This is a genomic window from Paenibacillus sp. UMB4589-SE434 (assembly GCF_030226685.1).
Taxonomy (GTDB): Bacteria; Bacillota; Bacilli; order Paenibacillales; family Paenibacillaceae; genus Paenibacillus_B.
Map to the genome: position 1 here is coordinate 1 of NZ_JASOYK010000007.1, position 13,538 is coordinate 13,538.

At 44.6% G+C, this 13,538-nt stretch carries 14 protein-coding genes; 1 reads left to right on the forward strand and 13 read right to left on the reverse strand.

The window, feature by feature from the left end; genetic code table 11:
* Positions 1 to 380: 380 nt before the first annotated feature.
* The gene (locus QP775_RS19950; RefSeq protein WP_285108662.1) at positions 381 to 1,037 is read right to left on the reverse strand and encodes a hypothetical protein; all 657 of its coding nucleotides are present in this window, start codon (positions 1,035 to 1,037) and stop codon (positions 381 to 383) included.
* Between the two features lie 422 nt (positions 1,038 to 1,459).
* On the opposite strand from QP775_RS19950, the gene QP775_RS19955 reads away from it, so the two are divergent.
* Positions 1,460 to 1,915: a YgzB family protein gene (locus tag QP775_RS19955; protein WP_285108664.1), complete on the forward strand. Its 456-nt coding sequence runs from the start codon at positions 1,460 to 1,462 to the stop codon at positions 1,913 to 1,915.
* A 206-nt stretch (positions 1,916 to 2,121) separates the two neighbouring features.
* Here QP775_RS19955 and QP775_RS19960 read toward each other — a convergent pair whose 3' ends face one another.
* From QP775_RS19960 to QP775_RS20015, 12 genes are all read right to left on the reverse strand, one after another.
* Positions 2,122 to 3,828 carry a glycosyl hydrolase family 18 protein gene (locus QP775_RS19960; RefSeq protein WP_285108666.1) on the reverse strand — a complete coding sequence of 569 codons (1,707 nt, stop codon included), beginning with the start codon at positions 3,826 to 3,828 and terminating at the stop codon, positions 2,122 to 2,124.
* Between the two features lie 124 nt (positions 3,829 to 3,952).
* Positions 3,953 to 4,393, reverse strand: coding sequence for a peroxide-responsive transcriptional repressor PerR (gene perR, locus QP775_RS19965; RefSeq protein ID WP_239331871.1), 441 nt, complete (start codon positions 4,391 to 4,393; stop codon positions 3,953 to 3,955).
* A gap of 150 nt (positions 4,394 to 4,543) precedes the next feature.
* On the reverse strand, positions 4,544 to 5,722 hold the full coding sequence (locus tag QP775_RS19970; protein ID WP_285108669.1) for a DUF4097 family beta strand repeat-containing protein: 1,179 nt from the start codon (positions 5,720 to 5,722) through the stop codon (positions 4,544 to 4,546).
* 27 nt (positions 5,723 to 5,749) lie between these two features.
* Entirely contained in the window at positions 5,750 to 6,397 is a 648-nt protein-coding gene (locus QP775_RS19975) for a DUF6677 family protein (protein WP_239331859.1), read from the reverse strand.
* 24 nt (positions 6,398 to 6,421) lie between these two features.
* Entirely contained in the window at positions 6,422 to 7,036 is a 615-nt protein-coding gene (locus QP775_RS19980) for an RNA polymerase sigma factor (protein ID WP_239331857.1), read from the reverse strand.
* 150 nt (positions 7,037 to 7,186) lie between these two features.
* Positions 7,187 to 7,891 (reverse strand): MgtC/SapB family protein, encoded by a 705-nt coding sequence (locus QP775_RS19985; protein ID WP_239331934.1) that lies wholly within the window; start codon positions 7,889 to 7,891, stop codon positions 7,187 to 7,189.
* 66 nt (positions 7,892 to 7,957) lie between these two features.
* On the reverse strand, positions 7,958 to 8,425 hold the full coding sequence (locus QP775_RS19990; RefSeq protein WP_285108673.1) for a GNAT family N-acetyltransferase: 468 nt from the start codon (positions 8,423 to 8,425) through the stop codon (positions 7,958 to 7,960).
* 146 nt (positions 8,426 to 8,571) lie between these two features.
* Positions 8,572 to 10,014 carry an Asp-tRNA(Asn)/Glu-tRNA(Gln) amidotransferase subunit GatB gene (gatB, locus tag QP775_RS19995; RefSeq protein ID WP_285108675.1) on the reverse strand — a complete coding sequence of 481 codons (1,443 nt, stop codon included), beginning with the start codon at positions 10,012 to 10,014 and terminating at the stop codon, positions 8,572 to 8,574.
* A 14-nt stretch (positions 10,015 to 10,028) separates the two neighbouring features.
* Positions 10,029 to 11,486, reverse strand: a complete 1,458-nt coding sequence (gene gatA / locus QP775_RS20000) for an Asp-tRNA(Asn)/Glu-tRNA(Gln) amidotransferase subunit GatA (protein WP_285108677.1) — start codon at positions 11,484 to 11,486, stop codon at positions 10,029 to 10,031.
* A 21-nt stretch (positions 11,487 to 11,507) separates the two neighbouring features.
* Complete coding sequence (gatC, locus tag QP775_RS20005; RefSeq protein ID WP_285108679.1) at positions 11,508 to 11,795, reverse strand: Asp-tRNA(Asn)/Glu-tRNA(Gln) amidotransferase subunit GatC; 288 nt, start codon at positions 11,793 to 11,795, stop codon at positions 11,508 to 11,510.
* 514 nt (positions 11,796 to 12,309) lie between these two features.
* Positions 12,310 to 12,747 carry a threonine/serine exporter family protein gene (locus tag QP775_RS20010; RefSeq protein WP_239331847.1) on the reverse strand — a complete coding sequence of 146 codons (438 nt, stop codon included), beginning with the start codon at positions 12,745 to 12,747 and terminating at the stop codon, positions 12,310 to 12,312.
* Positions 12,744 to 13,517 (reverse strand): threonine/serine exporter family protein, encoded by a 774-nt coding sequence (locus tag QP775_RS20015; RefSeq protein ID WP_285108682.1) that lies wholly within the window; start codon positions 13,515 to 13,517, stop codon positions 12,744 to 12,746. Before QP775_RS20015 ends, QP775_RS20010 begins: the two co-directional genes overlap by 4 nt.
* Between the last annotated feature and the right edge of the window lie 21 nt (positions 13,518 to 13,538).

Here is a 13,538-nt window from a genome sequence, read left to right on the forward strand (position 1 = left end):
CCGTTCAATGCGCTTCATGATCAAGATCATGTCCTTCATTCAACGTTGCTCGTTGTTCAGTTTTCAAGGAACAATGTAAGCTTAGTGATTGTTCATCACCTTCGCTTTAGTTCGTCGCATCGTTCAGCGGCGACTTTTATAATATATCATGTTAACCACTTTCGAGTCAAGCACTTTTTTTAAAAACTTTTTCTCAGCCGTTTAGTTCAATCATTTGAACTGACGAACTTTCAAAGCTTGTCTCGCATCCCCTATAAGAAGGACGAGTTCTAATTTATCATAACCTATGCGATCAAGTCAACACCTTATTTTAAGAAAATAATATAACAGCCTATTGCTTACTTCAGCCAAGTATACACTTGGCTGAACCACTATGGCAGTCAGCCGTGTACAACCTCGCGTTCTTCGTTCCAATGGTACACAGGAGCAAGACCAATCGATACCCACGCCTCTTCTGGCCGTGTTAATGTAGATTGGACGTAGCCCCTTCTCATCAACTTATCCATCAGCATCGGCAAGTGCTCCGCCACTACTTGCAGCTCAACGAATTGCTCCATTTCCTGTAACGTAAGACCTTTCTCTGCCTGCTTAAGTATACGAATAAGAGGAGCCAAGCACGTCTTCATCTTGGTTGTTATAGAAAACTCACAAGCAAGAAGCACTAGTTCAACACGTTGGTGTATCGTCTCTCCGCTAGTTGCCAATTCTTCATACAACTTATGAACACCCGGATTCAGTGACTTTACTTGGTGCCAAATATGAAGGTCCGGCACAAAGCCTTCCTCATATGCAGACAACTCCGCCCATTCCCTTAATGCTTTTGCAATTGAAGTCAATGCATCAAGCTCATGACCTGCATGCAGCATACGCTTGGCATTCAAATAGGAGTAAACGAATAATGTAAACTTGGAGAGCATCAATTGCTCTCGCTCACTATTAATACTGCGCAGCTTTTGCTGCAACGATTCAATATAACCGAATCGATCCCATTCAATGTTTCCCATAGCAATCACGCGCCTCATGTCATCATTTCTCATAGGGTCCCCCTCCATAAGCTCACTCGCAGACAAGCAAGTAATGATTATATGCTGGTTATCCTCATCAATTAACCGAATCGGACTCCGCGGAAGAGGCATAGAGGTGTTCTGAATCACAATCAGGTAATGATGCCACTCTACAAACTGGGGAATCTTAGATTCGACAGCTTCTCGGTCTATTGTAATGATACCGACAACTAATTCGTTATTTAGAAGATGATCTATTGGCAGTGAATACTTCCTAGTTCCTTTGTCCACACGTACCCCACACTTTTATTAGCGTTCTTCTTACTTTATCCAAAATTGTCGATTCAACATAATGGCTTTTCTTTACAGGTGATGATAGTTTATAATTCTACATAGATCGTCTCTTTCCTCCTAATTTGTATAAAACTATTCTATTCTTGATAGGAGTCGCTACCATGAACCATCTATCGAACAAACCTGTTCAACAGCCACGATTGTTCAAGTCCAGCAAGATTAATGAATTTAGACTATGGGGTTTAGTATTAACCATGGGCGGCATGGGGTTGATGGTATTAGGCACTGCCGGTATTCTCATGTGGGGATTGGCAGGCAGACCTTTTGCAGCGATATTTTTGATCATTGGGATGGTAGCTCTTTTAGGTAGCGTTGCTATTTACTTTTGGGCCGGAATGCTCTCTACCAGTGCTGTCATGCTCCAATGTCCTGAATGCGGCAAGCAAACCAAAATATTAGGAAGAACCGATCGTTGTATGTTCTGTCGCACCATACTGACACTTGATCCTGATCAGGCTACAGAGCATCCTTTATACGAGGATAAAGATTCCGATCATAGCGGCCACCTTCCAGCTTCAAGTCCAGCACAGGACACTTCAATCCCTAAATCTAACTAACCCACTAGCAGCAAGCCATGTTCCAACAGACGGAGTTACTTCATCAACACTATTCTCTCTATAAAATTAAAAACAAAGAGCCGCTACGCTTTCTATCAGCTGAATGATGCTGACAAAGAAGATAACGGCTCTTTTTTTTATAATAAAGTTATAAGTTCTTGTCACAGGCTCGTGAATACATACGTTCATACTACCTTATATGCATCTTAGTAGTGAATGATTTTCCATATATCATCATCTCCTAATGCTCTTGCCCAGACCGCAACTCCACCAAGGTTCAACTCTCTGGCCATCTTAATACGTGCTTTTATAGAAGTTTCATCTTCAATCCATACGCGCTGCTTCACACCTTTTTCTGTTACCTCGGCATAATGCTGTCCTTCTTGCTCTGAGAAAGTCGGTGTCAGCTTATATTTTTCCAGCCACTCCTTTATCGATCTCATCCCTACGGATTCAGACTTTACCTTTGTCTCGCCAGCCTCACTGGTCTCTGACCAAATTCGAGTGTACAACGGCATGCCAAGTACCATTTTATGTGCTGGAACGTTGTCTTCTTCTATAATACGAGCAACTGCATTTTTCGCCCATGGCAGTGATGACACAGAACCAGACTTCGGACTTGCTGCCCAATGTTCATCATACGCCATAACCATCATATAATCGACAGCAGTGCCAAGCGCTTTACGATCGAGAAATTGTGACCACCTGCCACTGCTTGATTTGGCAGTTACATCAATAGAAACAACCAGCCCTTTCATATGGAACAAAGGTGTCAATTCACGAACGAATTGAGTCAGGTTATCCCGGTCCTCCACGTTTACGTTCTCATAGTCAATATTTATACCATCGAGCTTATACTGTTCTGCAAATGCAAGGAGTTGGCGGATAGATCGATCTCTACGTTCAAAGGAACCTAATGCCTCTGTCGTTCGTTCAGGCTCAAAGCTGTTGCTAAATAACGCCCAGACATATTTCCCCTCTGCTTTCGCCCAATCAATAAGCCGTCTGTCTGCCTTGCTGGATACATTGCCTTCATTATCTTGCAGGCTGAACCAGGTTGGGCTGATTACATTGATACCAGGCATATCCGGCAGCGAATCGGGATTCGGGTTCCGTGAGTATACGGCCTCCCACGCCAAGCTCACAGGAATCTCTTCCTCTACAAATTGAGGCGGTGACAGTGGTTCTACCTTAGGCGTACTCTCCTTTTCCAACGACTCGACTTCATCCTCACGAACATAGCCGAGTCTGCCCCCATCATCTTGAATAAGAACCCAATCTTCTTGTTTCGACCATATTGTAATTGCAGTGTCAGCAGACAAATCTCGGACGATAGGAGCTTTTTTCTCCGGATGATAGCGCATTGCTATCGTATTTGTCTTGTCCTCCTGCTTGATCTTCCCAATTTGAATCGTATCTCCTGGGAATGTAATTCGGATGTTTCCGGTATCTGCAAATTCCTTAAACGTTGCCACTTGCAGTTCTTCCAATACTTTAGCTGGGACATATACTTGGTCACCCGCTACTTGAGCGCCGATCCCCCAATTCTTCATGTCCCCATCCAACCAACCTTTATCCCCTTCTGTAGAGACTGCAGCAACGTGTGATTGATTTGTAAGAATAACAAGTTTGGATCGTTCTTCATATATGGCAGTTGGCATTATTCGCTCTTGCACAGCTTTAAGCGGAATCAATAAACCTTCACCGCTGCCTTTAGCTCCGTATCCAGAAGCTTCACCATTCCAGGTAATGGCTTGTTTGACGACTAATTTAGTATCTGCATAATCTTGATTGGGCAACCAACCCTTCCAGCCCTGCCACACACTAAAGCCAAGCAGACATAAGCCGAATAATAAGAAGAGGCACCCTCCTCGTCTGCTTTTAGGTTTAGGCTTGTTTGTACTTTTCGACATGTGTCTTGACATATTGCTGTTTCCCATGTCAGCCTCCATTCTGATGGCGTTATTAAACGCATAATACACAAATTAAAAACGCGCAGGACCTCAGTCGCTGCGCGCATGTTAACCCTCATATTGTTTAGGAACTTACGCGATTATTCTGTGCGCAAGTCTGACACACTCCATACACTTCCATTCGATGTCCGCGAATGAGAAATCCAGTTCGTTCTGCTGCTGTCTGTTCAACCGCCTCAAGCGCTGGCATCGAAAAATCAGCAATCTTCCCGCACTTTTCGCATATCGCATGGTAGTGATCCGACACATTCGCATCGAAGCGGCTAGAACTGTCACCATAAGTTAATTCATGCACAAGGCCCGCTTCAATAAATGTCTTTAAGTTATTGTATACAGTAGCAACACTCATGCTTGGGAACTTAGGCTCTAGCGCTCGATAGATCTCGTCTGCAGTCGGATGTGTCATGGAATCCATCAAATATTCCAATATGGCATGACGCTGCGGTGTTATTCGTACGCCGGACATCTTTAAATGTTCCAATGCATGCTGTACCCGCGTCTGCATCCTGACCACCACCTTCTATCCTTAATCTTTGTTACTGACGGGTATCAATATTACATTATAACAATTATCAACAAATAATATATGTCCATTGTACGTCTTCTATTTTTATTTTGTCAATGTTAACTTGCAAGGGATAATATCACTGACAAGTTAATGTTCTACTTGAATGCTTCCGTTTGTTTTAATTTGAATCTGATAACGACCGTTACCCACAACACCTGTCATCCGTCTGTCTTGGATCGAAAACAGGTAATCACTCTTAATGCTGCCATATAACGATTCTGCAGTTATCGTCATATCTGCATGCTCTGGCAATTGTAAGGCAACGTCGCTTGCCAGCCCCTGTATATCCCAATCTCCGCTGATTTCCTCCGTGTCCACTTCAACTTTACCATTTAAGCAGCTAACACTAAGGTTACCGTATACATCGTGCACTGAAACATCACCGCTGCTGGCCACAATCAACGCATTACGTTCAATTCGATTGGCAATAATATCTCCATCTTGATTATGAAGCTGGACATCCCCTCTAATGTTCTTCACTTCCACATCACCGTTATAAGATTCCGTCTGCACTTTACCTAAGATGTCCATTAATAAAATATCGCCTTTATCGACGGTTACCATCGCATCTCCCGAGGTACCACGCATATAAACATCTCCACTTTCAACTTGAACATGACTTTCCATACGTATAGAAGACGGAATTGATATCTTAAGATCGATACGAGCTTTATGTCCCAAGCGATAAATCTTATCCGTCCCATTCGTGCGAATAGTCCAGCGCCGTTCTTGCTGGTTATGCTCAAGCTGTACCTCTATAGGATCGGCAACTGCCTTTGCTTCTTCCTTGGCAAGACCATATACCGTAATGAGAGATTCAACGATGATCTCATCGCCTGCTCCAGATTGAATATATACATCACCCATCTGCTGCTCTACTCGGAGCGATTCTGTTTCTACGGAAATACGTTCCTTCTGTATCGGTTGCTCGAATTTAACACCATCCAATGACACCATTTGTTTCATCATGGAAAAGTCGAACTGAACACTGCGAATAAAATCGCGAAACAGTTGTGGCTGCGCAACTGTAAAGACGGATATGGCAATCACTACAGCTGTAAACATACCAATAATATCAAATTTCCATTTTCGGCTTTTATTTTTCCAACCATATATAACAGCCTCTACTCCCCAACTCACTAATAGAAGCGGCCACCAGGTCAGTAGCAACGTAATGGTGTTGGCCTTCAAGAACTGATCAAGCAGCAGCAATACTCCAACGGCTACGAGAAGCAGAGCTGCCGTAATTCGCCCCACCCTTATCATGACGACCACACTCCTTCTCAGCCGCTATTATTTTTTCCTGGATTCCTTAAATAGGAGATATAGCCCACCTGCAATTAAGACGGCAGCCCCTGCAAATGACCCTGCATATTTGAACATCCAACGAAGCCAATTGGGGTCAATTGTGAACAGCAGCATGATAAGCCCTATTATAACTAGCAGTACGCCAAGCCAAGGGCCTTGTTTAACTTTTTCAGACCCACCATAAATGGCTTGAGTGTTTACTCGATCAGTATGCTGCATCGCGTCAAATAAATTAAAGAAATAAATCACTGGCAAAAACAGGCCTAACAGGACTATTAATGGTACGTTCTCACCCATATTGGACGTAAAGTAAACAATAGCCACAATATCAAGTGCGATTAGCATCATGACAAGTAGTCCTCTTTGCATTAAACCCAAGTAAAAATGCCCTGCACCCGGGAACAAGAATGAAAACAACACAGCTACAAATTTGCTCTTACGCGGTGGCTTCTGGTTCATAAAAGGAGGTTCCGGCACATGTGCGTAAGGCTGACGTGCTTGTTGTTCGTACCATCCAAATTCTTTATTTGACATGTTCTGCTGCTCTTGAATGCGTTCAATCTCACGAATGCGTTGACGGAGAAACTGTTCTTCTTGGTCCTTTGCTGAAGATGTGGATCGATATTCACTCATCTTTATCCCTCCTTCTTGATCAATTTAAGTAACGGATGGTTCAGTCATCTGACCCCAGGCCCGCTTAAATAGCGACTTGGCACGGTATAATCGTGTTTCCACAGTACGAACCGGCATAGCCAGCTGTTCGGCAATCTCAGCATAAGATCTGTCACGCATGTGATACAGCACCATAACAGTGCGATATTTGATTGGAAGCTTGCAAAGAGTGTCCTGAACCTGCTCACAACGTTCACGCTTCAGCAAACGCTCTTCTGGAACATCGTCCCACAGTGACAGTGTTTGAACAGGAGCTGAATGCACATGGACATTCTGATCAAGAAGTTCTGTTTGATGATGATACTTCCACTTACGAAGCGTATCGATTAATTGATTTCGCGTAAGCCGGTATAACCAAGTTGTAAACTTTGCTTCGCCACGGTAAGTATGCAAAGAACGATATACTTTGACCCATACATCCTGAGCAACATCTTCCGCTAGATAACGATCCGGAACTGTGCGACAAATACAAGTTAACACAAAATGTTGATGTCTTTCCACCAATTCATGAAATGCATCCGTATTCCCCTGTTGAAATTGAGCTACCAATTGTTCATCTAACTCCCTAGACTGTACAGTAACAGCATTCTCTCTTTTCACCTGATTACATCCTTTCTTGTCAAGCTGTTCAAAGATTTCCTATCCGTGTTCTGCGCACTTTTTCAGTTAACTTCATTGTAATTGCAATCCAGAACGCAAAGAAACCTTCCTGGGTCTAGGAAGGTTTCACCGACTTTAGTCTAGGTATAACTATTCAATGGTCACAGAACGCACGCCTCGTAAACGTTCAATTTCAGATGCAAACAAGAACTGGTCTGTATGCTTCGGTATGATGATCACAAGTCTGATTTCTTTAGCCGCAGTCGTATAATCATCATCGTTATGCACTTTGCGGATAATTGTCATCTTTTTCACAGCAATACCGTGTCCTAGCATACTCGCGTTAAGGTCTGGTACAATATCAATCGCTTCATCCGTCTCCAGCATTAATAATCGCGGTTTCTTGCCTACCATATACCGCTGTTCCAGCTTGCTAAATACGAATAAATTCACGATAACAAGCACCGTTGTCAAGATTGCAGCAAAATAAAAGCCTGCTCCTACAGCCAGCCCGATTGCAGCAACTACCCAAAGAGACGCAGCTGTCGTTAGTCCCGCTATCGACTTCCCGGTAAAAATAATGGTACCCGCGCCTAGAAATCCAATCCCTGTTATTACAGCTGTCGCAAGTCTTGCCGGATCAACCCTGACGTTGCCTTCTGTAATAAATTGTGAGAATCCGTAAATAGATAATAGCATGATAAGTGCGGAACCCATACACACAAGAATATGGGTGCGTAGTCCAGCCGGATGATTAGCTTGTTCTCGCTCCAGTCCGACCAGACCACCCAGCAGCATGGCCAGTAGTAACCGAATGGTCAGATGCACATTATCGATAAACCAAGGATCAGCCACATTGTTTGTTGCCATAGGTTGTCAACCTCCCTTGCTATCGAAGTTTGCCATGGCAAACATAAAGATCTACATAAATGAGGGGACTTTCATCTCAAGTGTCCGTAATATGACTCCAGGACCTACCTCATCATCGCATTTATATTGAAATCCGAGTTTTTCGTAAAGCGTCACAGCTGGTTCGTTTTTCAAGCCCGTGCTTATTGTAAACGTATGGATGCCATCCATGTTCAGCACGTGATCCATCAGCTTACGTGCAATCCCTTGACGAAAGTGGTCTGGGCGCACCATCAGCCTGCATATCTGCAATTCACCCGGTGCCTCCATTTCAGTAGACACTGCGCCTGCCAGCACACGATCATCGGTATACCATCCATAAAATTTCTCATTTGCTTGCGCAAGCTGCTCCATTGATTCCATAAGCGGCGGAATCTTGTCGAAGCCAATCAGATTGGCTTCGATACGATAAGCGGTTAACTGCATCATCCACAAGGCTTCCAATGTGACCTGCTCTTTTAGATCTAATGATTTTATCATACATATTCTCCTTTAATGAAAATATGATTCAACAGCACACTTGCACAAACGGAGCAAACACCCCGCAAGAGTAAGACCACTCTAGCAGAGCATTGCTCCATCAGGCTAATCGTAAATGAACTGACATCCGCTTTTTTATACCAGAACTAAGCTTGCTTTAATACCGCTACAAGCAATTCATTTACAACTGTAGGATTCGCTTTTCCTTTTGTCTCACGCATCACTTGGCCCACAAGGAAGCCGATTGCTTTTTCTTTACCGGCACGGAAATCCTCTACAGACTGGGGATTAGCCGCAACGATCTTCTCCACAATCGCTTTGATGGCACCTTCATCACTGATCTGAACCAAGCCTTGTTCCTCAACGATAGTCTGCGGCGATTTGCCGCTCTCAACCATCTCTTTAAATACCGTTTTGGCGATCTTGTTGCTGATCGTACCTTTCTCAATAAGTCCGATCATTTCGCCAAGACCTTGACCCGTTAATGCCACCTCTTCAATTTCTTTTCCATTCTGATTGAGGTAGCCTAGCAAGTCACCCATAATCCAGTTGGCAACGGCTTTTGCGTCCGCAGTGTACGTTAAGCTCTGCTCAAACAAGTCGGCAATCTTCATCGATGAGGTGATTACCTCAGCATCGTAATTCGACAAGCCGTACTCCGCTGCATAACGTGCTTTACGTGCGTCAGGTAGTTCTGGTATCGAAGCTCGAACACGATCTTTCCATTCAGCTTCAACGATAAGCGTCACTAGATCAGGGTCTGGGAAGTAACGATAATCGTGTGCTTCTTCTTTGCTGCGCATCGTCAGGGTTCGTCCTTGCGCTTCATCCCATCGCCTTGTCTCCTGCACCACTTTGCCGCCTTCATCCAGAATGTCGGCTTGGCGTTCTTCTTCATATTCAAGACCACGCAGTACACCACGGAAGGAGTTCATATTTTTCAATTCTGCCTTCGTGCCAAACTCAGCTTGACCATAAGGGCGAAGACTAATATTGGCATCGCAGCGCAGTGATCCTTCTTCCATCTTAACGTCTGAGACATCACAGTACTGCATAATGGCCTTCATTTTCTCCAAATAAGCTTTTGCTTCTTCAGGCGAGCGAAGATCTGCTTCTGATACGATCTCCACCAACGGTGTGCCGCAGCGGTTCAAGTCCACTAGTGAACCGAAGCCGCCATCTATATGCGTCAGCTTACCTGCGTCTTCTTCCATGTGCAGGCGATTAATACGGATGCGCTTGGTGAGACCACCTACTTCAATATCAATCCAGCCATTTAAGCCGATAGGTCGAGTATTCTGCGAGATCTGATAAGCTTTCGGTGAATCGGGATAGAAATAATTTTTACGGTCAAAGTCGCTTATTGGCGATATTTCGCAGTTCAGAGCCATGGCAGCTTTCATCGCGTATTCAACCGCTTGGCGGTTCAATACCGGCAGCACACCTGGATGACCAAGGCAGATCGGGCACGTATGCGTATTTGCAGGCGCGCCAAATGCAGTAGAGCAGCCGCAGAAAATTTTAGACTTCGTATGCAGCTCCACATGCACCTCCAAGCCGATAACCGTTTCGTATTTTACACTCGGCATGTCAGATCCTCCTCTTACAACTGCGGGCGCAGCTTATGATGTTCAGTATGTTGTTCAAATGCATGCGCAGCCTTTAAAACTGTAGCTTCATCAAATGGTTTGCCGATAATTTGCAAGCCAACGGGCATTCCGTCTGCCAGACCACAAGGCACGCTGATCGCCGGAACACCTGCTAAGCTGACCGGAATTGTAAGTATATCGTTCATATACATCTGCAGCGGATTGTTCACTTGCTCGCCAATCTTAAACGCTGTCGTTGGCGCAGTAGGTGCAATAAGAAGATCGTAACGGCTGAATGCATCGTCAAAGTCCTTCTTAATCAATGTACGTACTTTCTGCGCTTTCAAATAGAAAGCATCATAGTAACCAGAACTAAGCGCATACGTTCCCAGCATAATACGGCGTTTTACTTCCTGACCGAAGCCTTGGCTTCTCGATTGAACGTATAGATCCAGCAGATTGTCCGGATCATTGGCTCGTACGCCGTAGCGGACGCCATCAAAGCGAGCTAAATTCGAAGAAGCTTCTGAAGAAGCAAGCAAATAATAAGCCGCAACCGCATATTCCGTATGTGGAAGCGATACTTCTTCCCACTCCGCTCCAAGAGATTCATAGACACGAAGCGCAGCCATAATCGCTTCTTTTACTTTAGGATCAACACCTGCACCCATATATTCCTTAGGTACCCCAATACGTAGTCCCTTGACGTCACCTTGCAAGGAGGATACATAATTCGGAATATCTACGTTAGCCGAGGTGGAATCCATCGGATCGTGTCCCGCAATGGCTTGCAGCGCAAGTGCTGTATCTTCAACCGTACGGGCAAAGGGGCCGATTTGATCTAACGAGGAAGCAAATGCAACCAGACCAAATCGGGATACAAGGCCATAAGTAGGCTTTAATCCAACTACACCGCAATACGCAGCAGGTTGACGGATAGACCCTCCTGTATCGGAACCAAGTGCAAACGGCACTTGGCCGGCAGCTACGGCTGCTGCTGAGCCACCACTTGATCCTCCTGGCACACGTTCAAGATCCCAAGGGTTCCGGGTGACTTGATAGGCAGAGTTCTCATTGGAGCCCCCCATAGCAAATTCGTCCATGTTCAGCTTGCCAATCGTGATCATGCCCGCTTCCTTTAACTTGCGGGATACAGTCGCATCGTACACGGGAATAAAGTTCTCCAGAAATCGGCTCGCACAAGTTGTACGTAAGCCATCTGTTACGATGTTGTCCTTCACGCCTACTGGAATACCAGCGAGAGAGGCAACTTGTCCTCCTTGCGCCAACAGCTCGTCAAGAGCACGCGCATCACCTAAAGCCTGATCTTCGTTCAGCGTCAAGAACGCCTGAATCTGCGGCTCCGTAGCCGCAATACGCTTATAAGAAGCTTCAACCAATTCAGTCGCTGATAATGATCGCGACTTCAGTTGCTGCTGCAATTCAACTAATGTAAGTTCCAATGGCGTCAACGCGTCTTCCTCCTTCAGTTATCAATCCAAGACTGCCGGCACTCTAAAGTGACCGTCTTCTTCCTCTGGCGCATTAGCCATCACTCGTTCTATTGGAAGCGACTCACGTACTACATCATCACGCATGACATTATGTATAGGAAGCACATGCGTAGTCGGTTGAACGTCGTCGGTGTGCAGCTCATTCAGTTTGTCAGCATATTTCAAAATGGCATTAAGCTGGTCCAAAAATTGATTCTTCTCCTCATCGCTCAGTTGCAAGCGTGCTAGTCGGGCCACATGCTCGACGTTATCCAAATTAATGCTCATGGGCTATTTCGTCCTCCTTACTGTATTCCAGCCATACCAGCCAAAATTCATCCCTTTATTATAGCGCAGAACGAAAATCAACTCAACGCATTATAATGGAATATTTTTCTATAATTACAACTTTACGATTGGAGTGCAATAACTGAACAACACTTTTAATTTTCCATATAATGTAACATTTTAGAGATGACCAGAAAGGGTAGTCAAATAGAGAGCATCTAGATTAAAAGCGAAATTGTATTGATTCACGGTAATCTTAATCCGCGCTCATTATCCGACACCTACCACAATTTCAAAGCCATAGTTTTTATCCACAACCCTTTACAAGCTATTTTTACAAGCAGTTCATGGGTGATTATGCCGATTAAACATAACGATATTTGAAAGCATACGATATGTCCTGCCTACCATACACAAAGAGGCTGTCCCAAAAGGTCAAATGACCTTAAAACAGACAGCCCCTGTTATTGTATCGTCACAAGCAACAACAAATGTTGAGAAGGGAATACTAGAACTATTTTTTAAAGGTGATCCGAAACGGTCGTTTCATACGAGCAATGCCTAATGTAAGAATAAAACCAAGTGATATACTTACCGCGGTAGAAAAGGCGAATATCGCCGAATTCCATGCTTCCTGCGGGTGACCTAACACAAATTCATACATCGTTCCGTACAATGCCGCACCCGGCACAAGCGGAACAAGCCCCGGAACAATAAAACATATAGCCGGCATCTTGGCTCTTCGTGCCGTGACTTCGGCATAGATGTTCAATGAGCAGGAGGCAAGAAAAAACGAAAAAAACTCACTGCCCGTCAATAGCTTGGCCACATCAAATGTTAGCCAGCTTATTCCCCCAGCCAATCCGGAAAGCAGCATGCCTTTTAATCGAAGCTGAAACGCTCCGCCAAAGCACATGCTTATAAAAAAAGAGGCAAGGACTTTGATGATCATACTGCGCCACTTCCTAACCACTTCATACTTAATGCCACTACCGTACCAGAACCAGCAGCTATCGCTATCGCAATAAGCAGTGCTTCTGTCGTTCGCGCTACTCCTGACAAAGTGTCCCCTGCCATAATGTCACGAATCGCATTTGCCAGAATAAGGCCCGGGAATAAGTTCATCAGCACAGAGATTAGAATGGTATTGGATTGAACTCCAACTCCGAAGTAGACAAGCAGCAATGTGCTTACCGCAGCCACCGCGCCGCCGAGGACATGTATAAACACTACATTGTAATTGTCCTTCTCAAATATATACATACTCAGTCTCATCACGGAAGCACTTATAAATGCATTAACCATTTCCAGAAAAGAACCTGCAAAAAACAGGACGTACCCGGAAGAGATAAATGAATAGAACAAGCTCGACAGCCATAAAGGATAGGAATTAGCTTGATCGATCGCCTTTAATTCAGCATACAGTTCACGTATCGTAATCGGCTCCGACTGAATCTTGCGCGACAGCTCGTTCACCCGCACGATCTTCTGCAAGTTAAAGCTGCGGTTCCTTATCCGTTTAATTACGGCTTTGGATTTGTATTCATCACTAACCGCAGACGTAATAATCGCTGTGGGCACAACAAAGCTCTCTACCTTCCGAATTCCGTAGGCATTACAGATTCGCCCAATCGTATCCTCAACACGATACGTTTCACCGCCGCTCTCAAGCAATATTTTGCCGGCATATGTCGCAACATAGATGATGCGATTCAGTTCCAAAGCTGCCCCTCTCCTTCAATG

Excerpts from the sequence above, each read along its gene's own strand:
- QP775_RS19975 (WP_239331859.1), bottom strand. The coding sequence starts at position 6,397 with ATGAGTGAATATCGATCCACATCTTCAGCAAAGGACCAAGAAGAACAG.
- QP775_RS19970 (WP_285108669.1), bottom strand. The coding sequence starts at position 5,722 with ATGATAAGGGTGGGGCGAATTACGGCAGCTCTGCTTCTCGTAGCCGTT.
- QP775_RS20010 (WP_239331847.1), bottom strand. The coding sequence starts at position 12,747 with ATGATCATCAAAGTCCTTGCCTCTTTTTTTATAAGCATGTGCTTTGGC.
- gatC (WP_285108679.1), bottom strand. The coding sequence starts at position 11,795 with ATGAGCATTAATTTGGATAACGTCGAGCATGTGGCCCGACTAGCACGC.
- QP775_RS19955 (WP_285108664.1), top strand. The coding sequence starts at position 1,460 with ATGAACCATCTATCGAACAAACCTGTTCAACAGCCACGATTGTTCAAG.
- QP775_RS19950 (WP_285108662.1), bottom strand. The coding sequence starts at position 1,037 with ATGAGAAATGATGACATGAGGCGCGTGATTGCTATGGGAAACATTGAA.
- perR (WP_239331871.1), bottom strand. The coding sequence starts at position 4,393 with ATGCAGACGCGGGTACAGCATGCATTGGAACATTTAAAGATGTCCGGC.
- QP775_RS19990 (WP_285108673.1), bottom strand. The coding sequence starts at position 8,425 with ATGATAAAATCATTAGATCTAAAAGAGCAGGTCACATTGGAAGCCTTG.
- QP775_RS19960 (WP_285108666.1), bottom strand. The coding sequence starts at position 3,828 with ATGTCGAAAAGTACAAACAAGCCTAAACCTAAAAGCAGACGAGGAGGG.
- gatB (WP_285108675.1), bottom strand. The coding sequence starts at position 10,014 with ATGCCGAGTGTAAAATACGAAACGGTTATCGGCTTGGAGGTGCATGTG.